Annotated in this window: 16 protein-coding genes and 1 pseudogene; 5 read left to right on the top strand and 12 right to left on the bottom strand. The window is 41.1% G+C overall.

All coding sequences use genetic code 11. From position 1 onward, the window contains the following. Window positions 1-1,393 (top strand): DUF4082 domain-containing protein (locus tag H6G69_RS30610; protein WP_190693006.1); only part of this gene is annotated, 1,393 nt, incomplete at its 5' end. 313 nt (window positions 1,394-1,706) lie between these two features. Then, on the top strand, window positions 1,707-5,276 hold the full coding sequence (locus tag H6G69_RS30605; protein ID WP_190693004.1) for a DUF4082 domain-containing protein: 3,570 nt from the start codon (window positions 1,707-1,709) through the stop codon (window positions 5,274-5,276). A 79-nt stretch (window positions 5,277-5,355) separates the two neighbouring features. Here H6G69_RS30605 and H6G69_RS30600 read toward each other — a convergent pair whose 3' ends face one another. The 10 genes from H6G69_RS30600 to infC form a co-directional block, all read right to left on the bottom strand. Then, complete coding sequence (locus H6G69_RS30600; protein ID WP_190693003.1) at window positions 5,356-5,994, bottom strand: cyclopropane-fatty-acyl-phospholipid synthase family protein; 639 nt, start codon at window positions 5,992-5,994, stop codon at window positions 5,356-5,358. 124 nt (window positions 5,995-6,118) lie between these two features. Continuing rightward, window positions 6,119-7,474, bottom strand: a complete 1,356-nt coding sequence (locus H6G69_RS30595) for an amino acid permease (protein ID WP_190693001.1) — start codon at window positions 7,472-7,474, stop codon at window positions 6,119-6,121. A gap of 202 nt (window positions 7,475-7,676) precedes the next feature. Continuing rightward, the gene (locus tag H6G69_RS30590) at window positions 7,677-8,948 is read right to left on the bottom strand and encodes a HAMP domain-containing sensor histidine kinase (RefSeq protein WP_190692999.1); all 1,272 of its coding nucleotides are present in this window, start codon (window positions 8,946-8,948) and stop codon (window positions 7,677-7,679) included. Between the two features lie 29 nt (window positions 8,949-8,977). Beyond that, complete coding sequence (rppA, locus tag H6G69_RS30585) at window positions 8,978-9,658, bottom strand: two-component system response regulator RppA (RefSeq protein WP_190692997.1); 681 nt, start codon at window positions 9,656-9,658, stop codon at window positions 8,978-8,980. Window positions 9,659-9,782: 124 nt separating this feature from the next. Further along, a complete protein-coding gene (locus H6G69_RS30580) occupies window positions 9,783-10,211 on the bottom strand; it encodes a hypothetical protein (protein WP_190692995.1) in 429 nt (142 codons plus the stop codon). 1,047 nt (window positions 10,212-11,258) lie between these two features. Then, the gene (locus H6G69_RS30575; RefSeq protein ID WP_190692993.1) at window positions 11,259-12,383 is read right to left on the bottom strand and encodes an HhoA/HhoB/HtrA family serine endopeptidase; all 1,125 of its coding nucleotides are present in this window, start codon (window positions 12,381-12,383) and stop codon (window positions 11,259-11,261) included. 7 nt (window positions 12,384-12,390) lie between these two features. Continuing rightward, the gene (locus H6G69_RS30570) at window positions 12,391-12,855 is read right to left on the bottom strand and encodes a tryptophan-rich sensory protein (RefSeq protein ID WP_190692991.1); all 465 of its coding nucleotides are present in this window, start codon (window positions 12,853-12,855) and stop codon (window positions 12,391-12,393) included. Window positions 12,856-12,945: 90 nt separating this feature from the next. Next, window positions 12,946-13,512 (bottom strand): CAP domain-containing protein, encoded by a 567-nt coding sequence (locus tag H6G69_RS30565; protein WP_190692989.1) that lies wholly within the window; start codon window positions 13,510-13,512, stop codon window positions 12,946-12,948. A 252-nt stretch (window positions 13,513-13,764) separates the two neighbouring features. Continuing rightward, a complete protein-coding gene (locus H6G69_RS30560) occupies window positions 13,765-16,770 on the bottom strand; it encodes an MFS transporter (protein WP_190692987.1) in 3,006 nt (1,001 codons plus the stop codon). Between the two features lie 313 nt (window positions 16,771-17,083). Next, entirely contained in the window at window positions 17,084-17,617 is a 534-nt protein-coding gene (gene infC / locus H6G69_RS30555; RefSeq protein WP_190692985.1) for a translation initiation factor IF-3, read from the bottom strand. Between the two features lie 438 nt (window positions 17,618-18,055). Between infC and H6G69_RS30550 the strand changes: the two genes are divergently transcribed. Continuing rightward, window positions 18,056-19,027, top strand: a complete 972-nt coding sequence (locus H6G69_RS30550; RefSeq protein ID WP_190692982.1) for an alpha/beta fold hydrolase — start codon at window positions 18,056-18,058, stop codon at window positions 19,025-19,027. A 42-nt stretch (window positions 19,028-19,069) separates the two neighbouring features. Next, entirely contained in the window at window positions 19,070-19,249 is a 180-nt protein-coding gene (locus H6G69_RS30545) for a hypothetical protein (RefSeq protein ID WP_190692980.1), read from the top strand. 504 nt (window positions 19,250-19,753) lie between these two features. On the opposite strand, the gene H6G69_RS30540 is transcribed toward H6G69_RS30545, so the two are convergent. Beyond that, the gene (locus H6G69_RS30540) at window positions 19,754-20,206 is read right to left on the bottom strand and encodes a DUF3592 domain-containing protein (RefSeq protein WP_190692978.1); all 453 of its coding nucleotides are present in this window, start codon (window positions 20,204-20,206) and stop codon (window positions 19,754-19,756) included. Between the two features lie 236 nt (window positions 20,207-20,442). On the opposite strand from H6G69_RS30540, the gene H6G69_RS30535 reads away from it, so the two are divergent. Continuing rightward, window positions 20,443-21,453 (top strand): metallophosphoesterase, encoded by a 1,011-nt coding sequence (locus tag H6G69_RS30535; RefSeq protein WP_190692976.1) that lies wholly within the window; start codon window positions 20,443-20,445, stop codon window positions 21,451-21,453. Window positions 21,454-21,837: 384 nt separating this feature from the next. On the opposite strand, the pseudogene H6G69_RS30530 reads toward H6G69_RS30535, so the two are convergent. Then, window positions 21,838-22,266: pseudogene (locus tag H6G69_RS30530) on the bottom strand (RidA family protein); the annotation flags it as partial. Window positions 22,267-22,322: the final 56 nt, after the last annotated feature.

Below are 22,322 nucleotides of genomic sequence, written 5' to 3'. Positions count from 1 at the left end.
ATCTGGTAACGCCCTAGCAACCGACTTTACTTGGACTTTCACCACCGCCGCATCAGTCTGTCCTGAGCAGCAGCCTTGTAGTATTTGGACTAATTCGACAATTCCCACCAACCAATCAGAAAACGACTCCAGTGCTGTAGAGTTGGGGGTCAAATTCAGTTCAAGTATTGATGGTTATATCACAGGTATTCGCTTCTACAAAGGTAATACCATCACAGGTAACTACATTGTTAACTTGTGGAATAGCAATGGCCAGAATTTAGGTACAGCAACTCGTAACAACTTGAGTGCTTCTGGTTGGCAAACCCTCACCTTTGCTAGCCCAGTAGCCATTACGGCTAACACTACATACATAGCTTCCTACTACACAAGTATTGGCAGATATGCTTCTGATAACGGCTTCTTTGCTAGTTCTGGTGTTATTCAAGCACCATTGCGTGCCTTAAGTAATGGAGAAAGCGGAGGTAATGGTGTCTTCAAGTATGGTAATAGCGGTTTTCCCAGCAATACTTATCAATCCAGCAACTACTGGGTAGATGTATTATTCACTGATACTGTCAGTGCTGACACTACTGCACCAACAGTTATTTCAACTACACCCGCTAGTAGTGGTACAGGTATTGCTATTAGCACAAAAGTTCAAGCAACCTTTAGTGAGGCGATGAATCCCTCAACTATTAGTAACACTACTTTCCAGTTACGCGATCCAAGTAACACAGTAGTACCTGCTAACGTTACTTATGATGCAACAACCAGAACAGCAACACTAACACCCAATGCAGTCTTAACTCCAAACATTACTTATACTGCAACTGTTACTGGGGGTAACTCTGGAGTTAAAGACTTGGCTGGTAATGCTTTAGCTAATAACTATGTTTGGACATTTACCACAAGTGATTTAATCACCTTTTGGGATAACTCAGCAACTCCAGCAGTTTTGCAAGACTCGGATACTAGTGCTGTAACTTTGGGTGTGAGGTTCCGATCTGACGCAAATGGTTATATCAAGGCGATTCGTTTCTATAAAGGAAATAACAACACCGCTAACTATACTGTTAATCTTTGGAACAACAGCACTCAGGCAAGTATAGGAACTGCATCCATTAATAATTTAAGTGGTACTGGCTGGCAAATAGTTAACTTCACTAACCCAGTGGCAATTACAGCCAACACAGTGTATGTCGCTTCCTACTTCACAAGTATTGGTCGGTATTCTATTAACCAGAATTATTTTGCCAGTGCTGGTGTAGATAAACCCCCACTTCATGCTTTGCAAAATGGAGTTAGCGGTGGTAACGGAGTTTATCGCTATGGTTCAACAGTTGGCTTTCCTAACTCTACCTATAATTCAAGTAACTACTGGGTAGATGTTGTGTTTAGTCTGACTCCGTAGCATCACACACATATTAAAGAAGAGGAGGGTAAATGAGTTTTGATTTCAAAACCTTTTACCCCCTTGTCTCTTCTCTATGAAAGACTCTAATTTGAATCCAATCAGGAATTGAGCATTTACCAAAACTATTTTCCACAATCATAAGTTTTTGGAAGAACCATCAGATGAAAAACATCGTAGTTAAGTTTCTCTTCTATTTACAGAGGATGATTTCTAGAGAAAAAAACATAACAAATTTTTTCAAAGTAGAAAGCAACAGATGTGGTTTGAGGAGCTTATCTGATAGCTACTACGAACCTATAAAGGAGACTGTATGAGAAAATTCATTCGCGCGATCGCGATCGCTATCATCACCGCGCTATTAGCGATCAACCTTAACGGAAATTTTACACTAGGAACAAACCGTGCGCTTGCTGCAACTAACCCAATTACTATTGAAAATGCTCTAACAGGTAATCCCAAATCAGAATGGGACATTACTGGTGCTGGAAGTGATAATATTCAAGGGTTTACTACAGATATTAGTTATAACCGGGGTCAAACAGTTAACTTCAAGATTAAAACTATTAGCAGTGCTACTAATTACCGCCTAGATGTATACCGGATGGGCTACTATGCTGGCAACGGTGCGCGCAAAATAGCTACTGTGACTCCTACTTCACAACAGATTTCTAATTCTCGAAATCAAGTTGCTTGTGACACAAACTCAACTGCTATCTATGATTGTGGTAAATGGCAAGTGTCTGGTTCATGGACTATTCCAACCACCGTCACCTCAGGAATTTATTTTGCCAAAGCAGTCTTAACATCTGGCGCAACAGGGTCTAGTCATATTTTCTTTATTGTGCGAGATGACACTAGCACATCTGATATTTTGTTCCAGACTTCTGATACTACTTGGCAAGCATATAACACCTATGGTGGAGCAAGTCTCTATAGTGGTGGGCCAGGCCCTAAAGGAGGTGCTTATAAAGTCAGCTATAACCGCCCATTTAACACGCGGGGTGTTGATAATGGTCAAGACTGGGTATTTAATGCTGAATATCCAATGGTGCGTTGGTTAGAAGCTAACGGTTACGACGTTAGTTACTTTACTGGTGTAGATAGCGATCGCTACGGTGACTTAATCAAAAAACATAAACTATTCCTATCAGTAGGCCATGACGAGTATTGGTCGAAGCAGCAACGTGCCAAAGTCGAAGCAGCCAGGGATGCAGGTGTTAATCTCGCATTCTTCAGTGGTAATGAAGTCTACTGGAAAACCCGTTGGGAAAATAGTATTGACGGCTCAGGTACACCCTATCGCACACTAGTTTGTTATAAGGAAACCCATGCGGGAGCCAAAATCGATCCGACTCCAGAGTGGACTGGTACTTGGCGCGACCCCCGTTTTAGTCCACCTTCTGACGGTGGTCGTCCAGAAAATCCTCTGACTGGTACATTATTTACGGTCAATGATGGAGCAACTACAGCTATTCAAGTGCCGGCAGAAGATGGTAAGATGCGTTTTTGGCGCAATACGAGTGTTGCTAACCAGTCCTCAAGTAGCACTTACACATTACCAAATGGAACATTAGGTTATGAATGGGACGAAGACATAGATAATGGCTTTCGAGCTGCTGGGGCATTTCGGATGTCAACTACGACGGTTAATAATGCCCCTGTCCTCATAGACTACGGGTCAGAGTTTGGTACTGGTACTGCTACTCACCACCTGATGCTTTACAAATATAAAGGTAGCACTGGTAAAACTGCCTTAGTATTTGGTGCAGGTACAGTCCAGTGGTCTTGGGGTCTAGATGGAAATCACGATCGCGGTGCTACAACACCAGATGTAAATATGCAGCAGGCTACTGTTAACCTGTTTGCTGACATGGGTGTACAACCTGCTACGCTCCAATCTGGATTAACATTAGCCTCTGCTTCAGCGGATATTCTACTTCCTTCATCGACAATCACTCCACCAACAAACGGCGCAACTATCCAAACTAATACCATAGCCACAATCAGTGGTACAGCCAGTGACACAGGCGGCGGTATCGTTGGTGGTGTAGAGGTATCAACTGATGGTGGTACAACATGGCACCCAGCAAATGGTCGTGCTAACTGGAGTTACAGTTGGAAACCCACAATTGCCGGAACTTACACCATTAAAAGCCGTGCCATTGATGATAGCGGTAACATTCAGACATCAGATACCCAAATTACTGTCAATGTCGGAGCCAGATGTACTACCACTAACCCATGTAGCACGATTTGGGATAGTAGCGCCACACCAACTATACTCGCAGATTCCGATTCTTCTGCGGTAGAACTAGGGGTAAAATTCCGTTCTCAAGTCGATGGGTTCATTACTGGTATTCGCTTCTATAAAGCGTCGCAAAATACTGGTACTCATGAGGGTACTCTGTGGAGCAGTAGTGGAACACAACTAGCCAGGGCGACCTTTATCAATGAATCCGCTTCTGGTTGGCAGCAAGTTAATTTTGCTAGTCCTGTGGCGATTACGGCAAACACTACTTATGTTGCTTCTTACCACACTAATGTCGGCCGCTATTCTAATAACGAAGGATACTTTGCCAGTTCTGGTGTAGACAGTTACCCACTTTACGCATTCCGTGATGGCGAAAGCGGTAGTAATGGGGTTTATGCTTACAGTTCTACTCCTACTTTCCCAAGTTCTACTTTTAACTCTACCAATTACTGGGTGGATGTAGTTTTTAATACTAATGCTAGTTTGGCAGTGACAGCCACAACTCCAAGTAATAATGCAACAGGAATTAGCACAACCACAGCTGTGACATCTACCTTTAACAAGGTGCTTGATACAGCAACCATTGGTAGTAACTTTGAGTTACGCGGCCCAGGCACTACATTAGTAAATGCAAGCATCAGTTATAACTCAGCTAACAACACTGCAACGTTAGTACCAAGCGCAGCACTAGCAGCAAACACAACCTATACTGCTACGGTTAAAGGTGGTGCAACTGGAGTCAAAGACTTAGCTGGTAATGCTCTTGCTGCAAACTATAGCTGGTCGTTCACTACAAATACTCCAGATACGACTCCGCCAACGGTGACAGCTACAACTCCAAGTAACAATGCAACAGGAGTTAGTACAACCACAGCTGTGACAGCTACCTTTAACGAGGCGCTTGATACAGCCACCATTGGTAGTAATTTTGAGTTACGCGACCCAAGCACTACATTAGTAAATGCAAGCATCAGTTATGCTAACAACACTGCAACGTTAGTACCAAGCGCAGCACTAGCAGCAAACACAACCTATACTGCTACGGTTAAAGGTGGTGCAACTGGAGTCAAAGACTTAGCTGGTAATGCTCTTGCTGCAAACTATAGCTGGTCGTTTACTACAGGCTCTACTACGACAGTAATTAGTAGTATATGGAATAATAGTGCTACACCTGCTACCATCACAGACCCAGATAACTCACCTGTGGAATTAGGAGTGAAGTTTCAATCTAGTATCAATGGCTATATCAAGGGTATCAGGTTCTACAAGAGTCCTCAAAATACGAATACTCATGTGGGAACATTGTGGAGTAGCACTGGTACTCAGTTAGCTCAAGTGACATTTAACAGCGAGACAGCTTCAGGATGGCAACAGGTTAATTTTGCTACACCAGTAGCGATTACTGGCAATACTACTTACGTTGCTTCTTATCACACAAATGTTGGTAAGTATTCTGTCACTGAGAATTTCTTCACTTCTAGGGTGAGTAACAGCCCATTAAGTGCCTTGAGTAGTAGTGAAAGTAGCGGTAACGGTGTTTATACTTATAATGCCAATCCTGCCTTTCCTAACTCTAGTTACAATGCCAGCAATTATTGGGTAGATGTATTGTTTAGTACTACTCCTTAGGAGTTTTAGCAGAACATCTTAAATTAGTAACCCTTCAAAAAAATACCCCGCCTAAAATGGGCAGGGTATTTCTTTTTGATTAGCGTAAGTTAGCTGGCACTTCTTGAGGAACTACCCAGTAGTACACAGTTTTGCCATCTACTTGTAGTGTTTGTTGTGGTTCCCAATCGCCCATATCAAACGCGTGGGAGACTATTCTTGTACCTGGTTTGAGTTTTAATAGTTCGGGGCGAAGTCTTTGATTAACTTCGGGTAGTAGGTAAAGGGTAATGACACTCGCTTGACTCAAATCAGTTTTAAATAGGTCTTGCTGACGAAACTGCACGCGGTCTGTTACCCCTGCTTTTTGGGCGTTGGCGTTAGCCTCTTGGATACGTTCTGGATTAATATCTATGCCTACGCCGCGTGTACCATACTTTTGTGCTGCGGTAATTACAATTCGACCATCACCACTACCTAGGTCATAAAGTACATCATTTTTACCTACCTTGGCTACTTGCAACATTGCATCTACTACTGGTTGTGGTGTTGGTACATAGGGCACATCACCCGGGCGTTCTTGTGGTTGTGTTGTTGTAGTTGGTGCTTCTGTCTGTCCTGTTAAAGTAGGCGGTTGTACCTGGGCTTCTAAGTCTTGTTGTTGGCTAGTACATCCGGCAATTCCTATACTGGCGACGCTAACACTGGCAATTAATGAAAGCAGAATTTTGTTCAGCATGAATCTACTCCTTGAGCAAAAATAGTGGAACTTTAAACTACGTAGAGCAATGGTAAATTGGACTAATGATTACGAAAGATTGGGTTGACAAAGTGAGATTCCCAATCCGAAGTCCAAAATTGTATTACGTTCTATGTTGGCGGTAACGATTCCACAGCAAGAGGGGAATCCCTGCGGCTACAACTAGAACACCAACAATTGCACCTACGCCTGTGTACACCAAGCTGGAATAAAGCAGGTAGCAGCAGACTGCACAAAATAGTAATGGTGTGAGCGGATAAAAGGGGACGCGGAAGGGTCTTAATATCTGTGGTTCTCGGTGGCGTAGCACTAGCAAAGATATGCCGGACAGTAAAAAGAAAAACCAAAATATGGGGGCGGTATAGTCCACCATTGTTTCAAAGCCTTTACGGGTAAACGTACCTAATAAAACCAACGCCAAAGCGATCGCAGCTTGTAATAATAAGGCATAGCTAGGTGTGCTGGGGCGTTGCCGCCAGTGTCCCATAAAACTGAAAATAGAGAAATCTTGTCCCAGAGCGTAATTAGTCCTGGCTCCGGTGAAAACAGTGGCGTTTAGTGCCCCCAATGTCGAAACAGCAATTAATAGGCTGATAAACCAAGCACCAGGCGCACCCCAAAGTGTACGCATTAAATCGGCGGCTACAGCTTGGGAGTTGGCCATGTTGGTTAATCCTAGTCCCCGCAGGTAAGCCAGGTTAATCAGCAAGTAAATGACTGTAATTGTACCAATACTCCAAAGTAGCGATCTCACGATGTTGCGTTGGCGGTTTTGAATTTCGGCGGAAATGTAAGCCGCTTCATTCCAACCACCATAGGACAACAGAACAAACACCATCGCTAGTCCCCAAGTGCCGGTTGATGTGGACTCTACAGGAGCAGTGACATTTGGTGTAGTTGTTAACCCAATTAATACCACCAGCAACAAGCCAAGGACTTTGGCTACAGTTAGTAAGTTTTGCGTCCATTTGCCTTGTTGCAAACCAATGATATTTAAAGCAGTTAATAAAGCGATCGCAATTGCAGCGTAAATTGAAGATGAAAAGTTGCCTAGTTGCCAAATTTGCGCAGCGTAGTCACCAAACACAAATGCCAACAAAGCAATCGAACCTGTTTGAATGACTGTCATTCGCGCCCAGGCAAATAAAAAGGCTACTTCTCGCCCAAAGCCACGTTTGAGATAATAGTAAGCTCCACCAACATCGGGATATGTCGTAGCTAATTCTGCGTAGCACAATGCGCCAACTAGAGATACTAAACCACCGATTAACCAAAATAGCATTACAGCCAAACTACTACCTGCTTGGGTTGCTACTAAAGCAGGAGTTTGAAAAATTCCTGCGCCAATCACAATACCGACAATCAACGCGATAGCATCTGATAGTGTCAGTGATGGCTTGGGTGCTGCTTCTGTATTTGCTAAACCTTCAAGTAAACTGTACTTTTCATGTCTACTCACATTGACTCCTAAGCGGTATTGAGTGTAAGAAAAGAGAACTGGCAACAGAGTGTAATAGAAAGGGAGATAGAGGTATCTAAAAACTATTCCCCATTCCCCGTTCCCTTTTTTCAATGAGCAATGTTGTTGAAGAAAATGTTGATTACTTTATTTATGGTTAACAATAAATGTGACGTGAAAGTGACAAATAAGGCATAGCTGGTTATAAAGGCAATTTAATTTGAAACATAGAACCCTTGCCGAGTTCACTTTTGACGCTAATATGACCGCTATGTGCTTCAATAATTTGTTGAGCGATCGCTAATCCTAAGCCAAAGCTATTAGCAGATGTCTTCTGCTCTACCCGATAAAATTGCTCAAATATATGCGGTAAATCTGCTGCGGCAATCCCAATACCATTGTCTTCTACTTGAATCACTGCCTGATTAGACTTGATAAATAGGCGTAACTCTACCACCCCACCAGCCGGAGTATATTTACAGGCATTAGCAATGAGATTCATCACAGCTTGAGATAATAACTCAGCATCTACGCGCCCAACAACGGCATATTTAGGCAAATTACTGTTGAGATTTAAATGTTCAGCCGCAGTCTTAACAGCTGGAGAATTGATTATTTCGCGCAACAAATCATTTAAATCAACTTCTTTTAAAAATTCTGGATTTAAATGCCCAGAGCGTCGTGCCAAAAATAAGAGATTGCCAATTAAAGTATTCATTGACTTGGCAACTTCTGTAACTTTTTCTAACCGCAGATGCTTACTAGTGCTGTCTTCCATTGGAGCTAGCAAACCAACTTGAGCATTACTCAGAATTGCTGCTAACGGGGTACGTAATTCATGAGAAGCATGGGCGGTAAAGCGTTCTAGTTGTTGATAGCTCAGGCGGATAGGCTGCATTGCTAATCCTCCTAAAAACCAGCCTGTGACACTTGTCACGCCTAAAGCAATTAAGACTGTAGATATTAATAATAGTAAAAATTTATTTAAAGATTCATGAGCGCGAGTTAATGGCATCGCCATTTGCAAATAGCCAATTAATTCACCTTGATACTGCACTGGTAATGTAATTTCGCGCAACCAAATATCTTGAGGTGAAGCACCTGAATTATCAGTAACTTGTAAAGTTGCAAATTCAAATGTTTTATTTAATTTTTTTTGGGGAAGCTGACCAAAATAACGTTTTAAATTACCTCCAGTATCATACCAACGAGCATAAACAATTTCACTATCTGTTGGCGGAGGGTTAATTCCTAAAACTGGTAAATGTTTAAGAAAGACTCTTTTTTGACCTTGGTAAACTTTCAATTGCACATTGCCTGTGATGACTCTCGCTTTTTTATAAAGCATTAAATCTATCACATCTAGCTGCTGTACTGCTTCTCGATAATATAATATGCCAGAAAAAAGTAAAAGAATACCGCCCATTGAGAGAATAAACCAATGAGCCAAGTTACGACGGCTACGGTTGAACATGACTCAAGAAAGTAAAAAGATAAAAAATTTTATTTTTCTCTATCAGGATTTAGGCGATAGCCCATACCATAAATAGTTTCTAACCAATGGGCTGCATTGAGCAATTGTAAACGTTGACGCAGGCGGCGTACTAAAGTTGTGGTGGCGTTACTTTCTGGTTCGCTTCCCCATTCCCACAATGCTTGTTCGATTTGATCACGGCTTAAAATTTGATATGGATGACGCATTAAGTATTCTAATAATTTAAATTCCTTCGGAGATAATTCTACAGTTGTTTCTCCTCGCTCTACCATCAAGGTCGAAATATGCAATTGTAAATCTGCTAATTGAAGTTTTTCCCCTTGCCAAATTGGCGAGCGCCTGCCTAATGCTCTGACTCTAGCTAATAATTCAAATAAGTCGGTTGGTTTTACTAGATAGTCGTCTGCACCTGCATCCAAACCTGTAACTTTTTCTTGAGTAGTATCTTTGGCTGTCAGCATCAAAACAGGCGCGGTTTTGCCAGCTTCTCGATACTGACGGCATAGCTCTAAGCCACTGATTTCTGGTAGCATCCAATCTAAAATTAATAAATCATAGTCTCTTTGGGAAATTGCCCACTGGGCGATCGCACCGTTTCCTACACCATCTACAATATGTCCAGCTTGGGATAATGCTGTCTGTAAAGGTTCTAATTGTGCTAAGTCATCTTCTACCAAAAGTATCCGCATCGTTAGCTAGGGCTTGCTGTTTCAATCCTTGATGGTAGAAAACTCAACAGAACAAAGCTTCTGCCAACGGTGGGATTTTTTCTAAATCAGAGTATTAGAAACTGGTAATAGGCTATTTCTGCTTTTAAAACATCCCGCTAGGTAAGAATAGCAAATCTATGATTTCGCCAATAATTAAACCCGAACCTGCTAAAAATGTTAATGTCCAAAACGAATCTCTTTTATCAAAACCAGCAAAACGCATTTCTAAATCAGCTAACAGAGTTGTAGCTACAGGTATCACGAATAGACTAAATAATAATGACCAAATAGCAATTAAAGCAATTGAAGCACTTAAACACAAAATTACAATTAAGGTTTTTGACCCAAAAGCTAACAAACTATTCAGCCAAGTATTACTTCTTCTGACAACAGCAATTGCAACAGTCGCAATAAAAGCTCCAACTAACCAAATAATGTGATGCACTGCCAGATACCATCCTAGTAAGGCATAGGCTAACCACAGTAGCACAAGCGGCATTACGGGAAAACCGTTAACAAATTGTGCATTCATTTTCTGCAATTTGATAATAATTTTAAAATTAATACTTTTAATTTTAATCAATTTTGGGATTACAGCTTTATCTGTAAACTTTAATTCATAAAATTATGAATATTTTATTGTTAGTTATATTAAAAATATGCAGGAAAAATCTCCTAAATATTAATATTGCATCATAGAGATTAACATAAATCAATATTTTAGCCAACCTAAACTATCAGAATATTCCTTTAGACATATACTCATCAAAGATAATCAAAACTCTTGGCAGAGATATGAAAAATCTTCTTTTGGTAAACCTATAATTAGGAACTTAAAGTACCAATCAACAAAGTAGAGTAGATAGATTTAATGATTGATGAATAGATTTATTTATAACTCATATATTCATATGAAAATATTTAGATATTTACTCTAATTTCGGTGAATCACAAATAGCTATCATAGTTTCATCAGTACATATTCGCTAAGATTATAATGACTGCATTTCAAATTTTAAATACAACAGATAATGTCAAGGGTAAATTAATATTATGTATATTTATAATACCTACTCAAAAAGAACAGTAGAAATAAATAAAGCTTACTATATAACTCGCAGCCCAAACACACAAGAAAAACCCCAATCATCAGGCTTAAATATACAGGAAATAGCCTTAAGTTTAAGCCCGATAGGTTTGTTTTGTAGCTGGATAATTTTTTTTATAGTATTATGTAAAGTAAGACGGTTTTTAGATAATAAAATGGTTTTTCCAGTTCAGAATGTACATTCAGTTCCTTGTAAAAACTGTATGTTCTATTCTAATAATCATTATCTGAAGTGTGCAGTTCAGCCGTCAATTGTTTTGACTGAAGAGGCCAAGAATTGCTCTGAGTATTCACCTAAAAACGATAAGTTATTAGGAAAACAATTTTTTAAGGGCAGAGATTGATCAGAATTCAGTAAGTCAGTAGGAGACCAGGAAAAAATCAGTATATTTTTATTCCTTCTTTTGTGTTTCCTGTTCCCTACCCATACAATTAATTTCAATCATCAAACGAAATTTTTATACCAATTATTTAATTAGTCTCTCTTGTGGGTAAAGATTCTGTTTTAATTGCGATCGCCTGTTGATTGCCGTTACGATTAATTGTAATTTGCAGACTCTCGCCCACTTTTGTGGCTTCCACTTGGCGTTGAACTTGACGCAGGTCTTGAATTGTCACTTTGTTAATACTTTGAATAATGTCGCCAGGGCGTAAACCAGCACGAGAAGCTGGAGAATTTGGAGAAACAGCCAGAATAATTATGCCTGTATTTTGATTAACTTTGAAACCGAAGTCACTTTGGTTGATTTTAGTTTGCAACTCAGCTGTTAACTCAGCCATTTGAATGCCAACATAAGGATGATCTGCTTTTCCTGTCGCCACTAACTGATTAGCAATTCTTTGGGCTGTATTGATGGGTATAGCAAAACCTAATCCCTGCGCTCCTTGGATGATAGCGGTATTCATCCCAATCACTTCACCTTTAGCATTAAGTAAAGGGCCACCAGAATTACCCGGGTTAATTGCTGCATCTGTTTGGATAAAGTCAACGCGCTCTGTAGGTACTCCCAAGTCGGCTACCGAGCGTTCAGTTGCGCTGATAATACCTTGCGTAACTGTGTTATTTAATCCTAAAGGATTGCCAATAGCGATCGCCCATTCTCCAGGTAACAAATTATCAGAATTCCCCAACTTAGCTACTGGTAATCCTGTGGCTTTAATTTTGACCACTGCTACATCAGTTACCGGGTCAGTACCCACTACATTACCTTGTAACAGCCGACCGTCTTTTAAAACTACTGAGACATTATTAGCATTAGCAACTACATGAGCATTAGTTAAGATGATGCCATCCGCACTAATAATAAATCCTGAGCCAAGACCCCTTTGAATTTCTTCTCGATTAGAGCGTTGTCCGTTCAAAAAACGTTCTAAAAAAGGGTCTTGTGGAGCTACTTCGACAATTCGAGTTGAGTTGATGCGTACCACCGCCGGGCCTACCTGCTGCACAACCTGAGTTATATAATTGGCATTAGTGTTAGCACTGATTGTTGGTGCTGTGCTAGAAGTGGGAATTGATTGAGAATTTCCCTCCTGTTTGCTAGAAATACATCCAGTTAATAACAAAGATAAGTAAAGCAGCAGCATTCGTTTCATGATTGATTCAACTATTGAGTTGTAGTAATAACCAAGTCAGATATGTCCCAAAAGGCCCCCAGAGTGCGTAGGGAAGAAACAGCCATGAAGCTTTTTGAGAAATTGGCTGGACAATAAAAGCCAGAATATAAACTAATAGTGTTGCTGAACCACCAACAATGATGCCACCTATAAGGCTACGCAGTTCCACTACCACAGGACTGTAAAGGGAAGTTAATAATGCGATCGCAGCATATACAGCCATTAAACGCCAAGGACGCGCACCTTTTCTTGAGCTTTTCTCCCAAACAATAATTGCAGAGATGGTCAGACAAAGCCAAATAAAAGTCCAGATAAAGGGAATGAGAAACTCAAAGGTTAACCAACTCGGACGTTGCAGGTTTTGAAACCAAGGGTCGCGTAGGGAAGTAAACAGGCTACCACCAAAAAACAACGCAGCGGAAACTGCTGTAATGATCCATCTTGCTTTCACGGGAGTTTTTGAGATAATACTACACTTGTAGTTTAGTTGGCAGAGGCGATCGCTGCACCTATCGTAAGTTTGTATTTACATTTGCCATAACTAACGTCGCAAAAATAACTGCGTCATGTAGTACGTATTACCCACACGCCAGATGCCCACACCTGTTTCTCGAAAAACTGGACGTAAAATATTGGCTCGGTGTCCAGGGCTGTTCATCCAACCCTCAATCGCTGCTGGTACAGGCCGCGGCACATTTGTGCAGGTAAATAAGTTCTCACCCACCATCCAATAAGTGATACCACCTGCACGGACTCTATCTGACAAAGTGCTCCCATCTGCGCCTGTATGACTAAAAAACTTTTTCTGAGCCATCTGACGGCTATAGTTACGAGCAACCTGGGCTAGTTTGTCATTATTTTGGAGCGGCTGAAGACCATTTTTTTGTCGTACTTGGTTGATTCCTTGGCGGACTGCGGCTTCCATATCTGCTACTTTGGTTGATTGAGTCGGTAGCACAGGTGGTAGAGAGGCTGGTAACTGAATATTTGGCAACGATGGCAAATATTCAACTAGTTTTTCACACCCTGTAGTTAACATGGCGATCGCTATCCATGTTAACCACATCATTGACAGTAATTTTCTTTGGCGTTTGGATCTCAGAGTCATCTACTTATTTACAGTTCATACCCACAAAACAAAACCCCACTGTGTCGTGGGGCTAATTCGATCATAGTATTTCGTACAAAAGTACTATAAAAAAATAGACAATAGCGTATTTTTCCTCTATTGTTCCAGGGGTAATAAAATCTTTAAGAAGTAATTGTTTCCTCACTAATTGTTGATTCCAGCATCATCAGTAGATTTTTAGTAGAATGTATGATTTATGGTTAACTGACCAGTTAAATGAGAGAATTTAGCTCATTTGCTCACTTTAACAAGATATTTTTTCATTAATTCTTTTACTTGTGCCGCTACCAGTGGGTGAGAATCTTGTTGTAACTTAGGCAAAATTTCTAACAGCACACGCTGGGAAACTGCGCTTAAATATGCGATCGCAGCTTCGCGCACAAAGCCAGTCGGATGACGCAACGCTACTAAAATTTCGTTACTTGTGAGGCGAATGCGGCTAACGTGAGCTAAATGAAAACAACAAGCCAAGCACCAATCAGAAAGAAAATTATCTAAACTGAGCATTTTTCGCAGTCGCTCGCTAATTGGCATAGGTTGATATTCTACAATTTCAGCTTCTACCAAATAATGCAGTTTTTCTCGGTGCGATCGCTTGTCTAAAATATTCAGTAACAGAGATTTCAGAGGTAGAGTTACTGTATGTTCTAAAATTTCTAAGCCTCTAGCTACATTAACTCCTGATGGCGAGCGCAAATTAAAGGCCGCCGCTTGCATTTTTTCGGGAGAATAAAGCAATCTCAATAGCAATAGTAATCTTTCTCTGCCATCTATTTCTAGTTCTAACAATGCTCTTTGGAGCAAATCGCCAACAACAAGCGCTCGTTGTGATGATTGATGATCTAGAGTTTGCGGTGCTTGTAAATCAATATAAGCCGCATAAATTTCGCCTAAAAACTTCAATTCTTGCTCAATCAAACTTTCTACCCTAGTTTGATGAAAACGGTCAACTCGATTGTCGGTTTCTGGTTGTTTTTGGACTTTGAGTAAGCTGCGCAAAATTTGATATCGAGTATTACCCCAAGATTTTTCTAAGTGTAACCATAAAGCTTCAATTGCTTCTAAAGTAGGAATTTGAGCAATAGTCCGCCACGCATACATCCGTACCACTTCCGGTTTATAAGTATTCGTAGCCAGTTGCAACAGCATATCTAGAGCGTCGTTTTCTAGTTTGATCAAGCTACGCATCGCTGTACTGCGGGTTGATTTATAGTAAAGTGCTGCTATCAACGCCGAGTAGTAATCTTCTAAACGCGTAGCGGCAATCATTTCTAAAACAGCACAACGCACTCTTAAAGATTCATCTTGCAATAAATTGGGAATGTGAATCCGCAGTGCTTGTAAATAAACGGTTTCTCTCAGGGCTTTAACACCATTAATCCGTTCTCGTTCTTGCTTATGAGTTAACATCCTTTGCATGGTTTTAGTAGCTGCAACCTTTTGCATTGGCGTTCCTTGACGCAAAAGTAAGGCCGCCGCAGTCGCACGGATGAGGGAATGGTGACGTGCGTGTAAGTATTCTTCTAGTTGGCTCAAGTTGGGATTTTCCTCAGCTAGCCAAACGTAACGCAGCGCAAGCGCTAAAACTTCAGGGTCAATTTGTTCTTGAGGTTGTTCGATTAACAATCGTACTTCTGGGATATAAGCAGGATTCGCCCCTCCCATGAACATCACCTCTAAACTTTGGCGCTGTAATTGGGGAGGTAACTTAAATAGCAGTGGTGCTAAAACTTGGGCTGCGCCTTGGGGGTCAATTTGGGCTAAAAGTTCAATACAAGAGTGTTTATCAGCAGCACTGCCTTTTTCGCCTAAAGCTTTGACGACCCCTTGTTTAAAGACGCGTAAGCCCACTTTAGAGGCACTCAGTTCGCCGCGTTCGGCACTTAAAACTAATAAATCAACATAACGCGATCGCAGTATCCAAACAACTCTTAAGCAGATAGCCGCAGCCAATACTGTTTCACCCACAAATACCCATTCTTGTAGTCCTGGAGGTACAAATCTGCGACAGATAAATAAAGTTGTCAAAATAAGTAACCCAGCACTTCCCGTGGCAATTGCTTCGGCTGTACCACCAGATAAGGTCTGCATATGACTGCGTAACCTTTCGGGAATAGGTTGATATAGCACCGGGCCACTACTGACTACAAAGGTGTAGCGTAGGAGTTCGTCACAAAACTTTAAACCTACCAATCCCCAAAAAATGCCATAGGAGTGCAAAGCGGGGAATAAATTTAAAACAGCGATCGCAGTAGGGACAACAAAGCCTACACTAATCGGTAGTAAGGCGGCTGTAAAAAATACCCCAATCCGTTCAATGAGTCGGCTAGAAACAAACCACTGAGTTGCCAACTCACATAAACCAACGATACCGCCAAAGATACCTAAGAAACTGGCAAGATCGCGATCGCCCAAATTCGATTTCAGTTCTCGCAGATATTGAAAGTCTACTAACAGCCCAATTACTTGTAAAAGACCAACAAAAGCAAATAACTGCCATGTATAGCGGCGCAGTGGTGCTTGAATTCGGCGATATCGAGAAGCTTGTTCGTGAGGGACTTCGCGTTGGGGCGCATCAGGAAAAGCGGCTCGATATTGATTGCTTAAATAAGATAAAATTGCCGAACCTAAAACAATCAAGCCACAAGCAATCAAAATAACTTTTTCGAGTTTGACGAATTGCAAAATCCACGGCAAACTAAAGCCGCTAATCACATCTGCTACTAATAATCCACTGCTAACTAGTGGGTATGTGCGTTTAATTTCGCGGATGTTGAATATTTGGTTAGCAACAATCGATGTATTTAGGTCATTAACTACATAAAGTCCATCTACCCACAGCCGCAGCACAAACACCAAAATCACTGTCAGGTGAGAAACGTGTAACCCATCACGTAATAATACCAAGAAGATTAGAGGCACGACCATACAAGGTGCGATCGCTACCACCACCCAGCGCAACGGAAATAGTTTTTGTAGCCAAGAATAGACAAAAACTAACCCCGCACCCATCGCCGCACTAGCAATATACATCCAAGGCAACGGGCCAGCACCATATTCATCTAAAAACAGTGCTACTGTACTATCCTCTGCCCAGCGCAACCCAATAGATACAGTTGTGTAAAAGGCAAACATAATCCACGTTCGTTCGCCTTCTTCTGGTCGAAGATTTACCCACTGTAACAGCCGTGAGAGAACACCTTTATTGACAACCAACGAGTGATGTTTCAGTTCCATGCACTTTAAATTTCTGGTATCACCCCGCAAACGGTTGCTCAAGATGAGGAAGTGGGGAATAGGGAGTTGGGAGTGGGGGAGACAAGGCGGAGCAAAAATTATCTCTCCTGAACCTATTTTTCTGCACCTCTACACCCCAGTCACCTTTCCCCCACAAATCTCATCTCTAAAAAAGCAAGAGTCCTGAGCAACTGAGTATTATGTTTCCCACTCAGCACTCAGGACTATCAATTTTTGATAAACTTCTCTGACCTTTAGGTCGTTACGCTATTTTTAGCAGTCAATTATGGGTTATTTGTCGAAAAATTAGACATCACTTCTTGGGCGAAATCAGCATCATCATATTTCTGCCCTCTTTTTTCGGTGCTTGCTGTACTTCACCGAAAGGCTCTAAGTCTGTCGCCATACGCTTGAGCAAGGTTTCTGCTAAGTCACTGTGTTGAATTTCCCGACCCCGAAACATCACAGTAGCTTTAACTTTATCACCATCTTTCAAGAAACGCTCTGCTTGCTTCACACGCACGTTGTAGTCGTGTTCTTCAATTTTGTAGCGCATCTTCACTTCTTTAACATCAGCCGTGTGTTGCTTTTTCCGGGCTTCCCGCGCTTTCTTCTCTTGTTCAAACTTGTATTTACCGTAATCCATAATTCGGCAAACTGGCGGGTCAGCCTTATCACTCAGCAGCACTAAGTCGAGTTCTTTTTCTTCTGCTAGTTGCAATGCTTCTTGCGGAGTGATAATTCCGAGTTGGGAGCCATCAGTATCAATGACTCGAATTTTCGGAAAGCGGATTCTTTCGTTAATTTGGGGCAGATCGCGAGTTCTTTTTTTCTCAATCACAGGCATTATGATTTGTGGGAGCTCTCTTTTTAGAATATAGTTTGGTTTTGTTTGATATGCCTCAGAAGCACAATACTTAAATAGCTGAGGACTTAAAATGAAACTCTGATTCTAGAGTAACTAATCTATAGCTTAGTTACCAATGGCTGTATTTGTCATTCTACTCATATTGAAGCGAATTTCTCTGCAACAGTTAATTTAAATCACATAACCTAGAGAATCATTAACTATTGTAACAATTATTTTACTAGTTATTGACAAGCTCAGGGCTATGGATGTTACCAGGATATCAAGTTTTAGGCGGAATTTGGATGCTTAAGCAAAAGTTATATTCTATACATTTGCATCAAGGTAAATAGATCAGAAGATGAGGAGAGTCTAAATCTTCTAAGCTTTCAGCTTTTATAGTGGATGTAATACGGTGCTGATAAATGGGAGGCAAGTTTGACCACTGCGGTACACTGGCAGCAACGAGTTGGGAATCAAAGAGATTGGGTTTGGCGTGGCTGGAAAATTCGTTATACCTACATCAGACCTAGCCAAAGTTACCCGAGAACAACGCCTTTAATTTTATTACATGGATTTGGTGCTTCCATTGGTCATTGGCGGCATAATTTAGAAGTTTTGGGACAAAATCATACAGTTTATGCCTTAGATATGCTGGGTTTTGGTGCTTCGGAAAAAGCCCCAGCTAATTACAGTATCGAACTTTGGGTAGAACAGGTATATGAATTTTGGCGGACATTTATTAGGCAACCTGCTGTATTGATAGGAAATTCCAATGGTTCCTTGATTTCCTTAGGGGCGGCGGCGGCTCATCCTGATATGGTGCAGGGAATTGTCATGATGAGTTTACCAGACCCATCATTAGAACAAGAAGCGATTCCACCTGTGCTACGTCCCGTTGTGACAAGCATCAAAAATATTGTGGCTTCACCGTGGATATTGAAACCAGTGTTTCACTTTGTCCGCCGCCCCAACTTTGTGCGTCGCTGGGCGAGTTTGGCTTATGCTAACCCCGAAGCTATCACCGATGAACTGATAGAAATCCTGGCTGGGCCGCCACAAGATAGGGGTTCTGCACGGGCTTTTAGTGCTTTATTTAAAGCGGCGATCGGTGTTAATTTTAGTCCTAACGTGAAAGCTGTATTGCCAACATTAACAATTCCAATGCTGCTAATTTGGGGGCAAAAAGACCGATTTGTTCCCCCTGCACTGGCTAGTCAGTTTGCTCTATATAACGAAAAATTAGAACTGCTCAACTTAGAAAATGTGGGGCATTGCCCTCATGATGAATGCCCAGAACAGGTTAACCAAGCGATTCTAGATTGGATGAATCGGTGTCTTAGCGAGCAATTAGAAGACAAGAGCCAGGAGGACGACAATTTGCTCACGTCGGGAAACCCGCCCACGTAAGTTTCTCCAGAAGGCAGGAAAAATTTTAGCTTAATTCACATCTTGCACCTAGCCTTGGCGAATGGAATTTGCACGCCAGATGCTTCAAGTCGGGCATTGCCCGCCCAACGCACTGGCTCGGCTATACAAGCGAAGTCCGCCTATCGCGCTTGCGCTGCGCTTGGCGCACCACGCGGACTAACACAATATCAAGGGTTTGGAACCCGTGCAGGTGGTCACTGAGCTTGTCGAAGTGCGGGTTTTGTCTGTGTAGCCGCGACTTCAGTCGCTAGGTGCAAGATATGTGTTAACAAGCTTTTGGCTTGAAACTCATCTCTATTTCAATACAGTTCAGTTAAGGCAACAACTTATACCAATTCGCAATTCGCAATGACGCTCGCAGGCTCGCTAACGCTGCGCTAACACAATTCGCAATGACGCGACGCTCGTTCCGACGCTCAAAGATTCGCTAACGCAATTAAGAAATCTAGCTCCAGTGAGAATTTCCTGATTTCTATCTGTCGCATTCTTTTCTTAAATTGGTATTAGACTGGTGTAGGTTGGGTGGAGGAACGGAACCCAACATTGACGCATACTTTGTTGGGTTACGCTATCGCTACACCCAACCTACTATTCTCTTAACTGAACCGTATTGATCTCTATTTCTGACTCCACGCAATGTGTTTCTTAGGAGTGAGAGTGAAGTTAAGGCCTGTGGCAACGGAGAAAGCAAAATCACACATTACCTCATCTACTAGGAAGAAACGACTTCACCAAGGGAATTCCACCAATCACGACAAACAGCGATCCCATACCAATAAACATCGTAGGCAAAAACCAGAAATTAAACCAAGAGTTAATTGTTGCTGCTTCTGGTTCTTGAGGATTGTAGAGAATATCTATTTGTTGACCTCTTTGGTGTGCTGGTGGGTTACTACCGCTATTAGCTTCAAAAGTGACCGGATCACCAGAATTAGGTGTAAATTTTACTACTGGATAATAAGCAGTTGAACGACGACCATTACTATCTCGTGATGTATGTCGCACTAAATCAATCACAGTTCCTTGTGTTGATATCCCTTTCGCAACAAAAGAATGCGTATTTAAGGCGATGAAAATACCAGATATAGCAAATATACTGCCAACACCAGCAAATATAGAACCAAACAAACGCAGAAATATTACGTCTTCTTTATTCATAGGAAGTGGCGATTTTATGTAGCAAGCTAATCAGCATTTAAGCAGCAAGATAAGTGCTATGTTGTTCTTTTAACTGATACTACTGAATTAACAAAGTCAAGTGATTAGCATTTTACAAAAATATGAAAAAGCTACTTTAGCCAGAAATGTGATTTAGACTAGTTTTATTAACCAGATTTTTGATGCTTATGCGCTTAGGGTTGCTAATAATTTTTTAATTACCAGATTTATTTAATATGCGAACAATTGTAGTTGGGGATATTCATGGTTGTTATCAAGAACTAATTCTCTTACTGGAAAAAGTTCAACTAAGTGCTGAAGATTGTTTAGTTTCTTTGGGAGATATTGTTGATCGGGGGCCTGATTCTGTCAAAGTTTATGACTTTCTGCGCAATCGACCGAACACAATTGTTTTAATGGGTAATCACGAACGTAAACACCTGCGTCAAACTCTTTCATACTCTCAAGAAATTGTCAAGTTACAGTTTAGCGATCGCTACGCAGAGTTTTTAGATTGGATTAGTCATCTTCCCTACTATTATGAAACAGATGAAGCGATTTTTGTTCATGCTGCTGTCGAAAATGGCATCGCTATTGCATCTCAAAAACAAGAGGTTTTGTGTGGTTGCACCTCCGGCGAAAAATATCTCGAAAAACAGTATGGCAGAGCATATTGGACTCAGCAATATACAGGTCAAAAACCCGTAATTTTTGGGCATCATGTTGTGGAAGATAACCCCTTAATCATCGCGCAAAAAGTTTATGGTATCGATACTGGAGCCTGTCATGGAGGGAAATTAACTGCACTAATTTTACCTGGTTTTCAGATTGTGCAAGTCAAAGCTATTAAAGACTACTGGTGTGAGGAAATTGTCAAATGGCAATTACCTGTAATGCAAGCTAAACCTTGGAATACTTATAAGTGGGAAAAGATTAAAGCTATGTGTGAAGAGGCTAAAAATTCCGCTAACCCAGAATTAGCAGCTTTCTTTACAGAAAAGCAACAATGGATGAATAATTTACTGGCTTTGGCTGAAGTTGCTATTCCCAAACTTGAGGAAAAACTGGCAAATTTGATTGCGTTGTATGGAAGCGATAATTTCAAAAAGCAAGCTCGTAATTTGAGCTACGCCGCACTGTTATACAAAGCAAATTCTAGCCAATTGACTCCAGAATTTTTGCAACAAACTTTATCAACACCAGATAAATGGATAGAGGTTATGTCGGATTTAGAAATTGATTTCTAAATAATATTTTAAGTTGTCCAAACAAGGCAAAAGTAAAAAAGCCAAAGCAAGGGAAAGCAGAATGGTCACAAGCCCAAGCAAGTTTGCTCAATTCCGGGAACCCGCCCAAGCAACTAGCTCGGAAATTTATTGATAGGGATTACCTTTTTATTTTTTACTTCTTCAGGACTTACGCACAGCCTACGGAAAATCGAACCACAGAGACGCAGAGTTCACGGAGAAATAAGAGTTTGAGAGTTTTTTTGCGTAAGTCCTATTCTTAATCAAGATTATTCCTACATAGGTTTTGTTAAAAAACCCGCCCTCAAAATAAGACGGGTAAATATATTACTTTCACAATAAAATTTGGGATGTTAAATCCCATAGCACTTTTTTCAGCCTGCTTTAAATTACTGCAATACAATCAATCTCTACCAATACATCTTTTGGTAGACGCGAAACCTGCACACAAGCGCGTGCTGGGGCTGTATTTTCTGGGAAGTATTGTGCGTAAACTGCATTGACAGCAGCAAAGTCATTCATATCAGCTAAAAATACTGTTGTCTTCACGACATCAGCAAAAGTCGCTCCAGCTGCCTTCAAAATCGCTTCTAGATTTGCTAATACTTGTTCAGTTTGCTTTTTCACATCATCAGTATAGACAACATCACCCAACTGGGGATCGATCGCTATTTGTCCAGCCACAAATATCATTTGACCAGAAGCGGCGATCGCTTGATTATAAGGCCCCACTGGTGCAGGTGCTTGCTCAGTATTAATAACTTGTCGTGTCATAGATATTACTTTGTCGTGCGATTCTTCCTGTTTACCGATATTTATACCATTTCACGAAAATCCTGAGACAAATTCATGGGTTTTTTATCCTTTCT

The organism is Nostoc sp. FACHB-110 (assembly GCF_014697425.1).
In the GTDB taxonomy this organism is placed as follows: domain Bacteria; phylum Cyanobacteriota; class Cyanobacteriia; order Cyanobacteriales; family Nostocaceae; genus Nostoc_B.
Note: the sequence above shows the minus strand (reverse complement) of the source record. Positions and strands in the feature narration are given on the sequence as shown.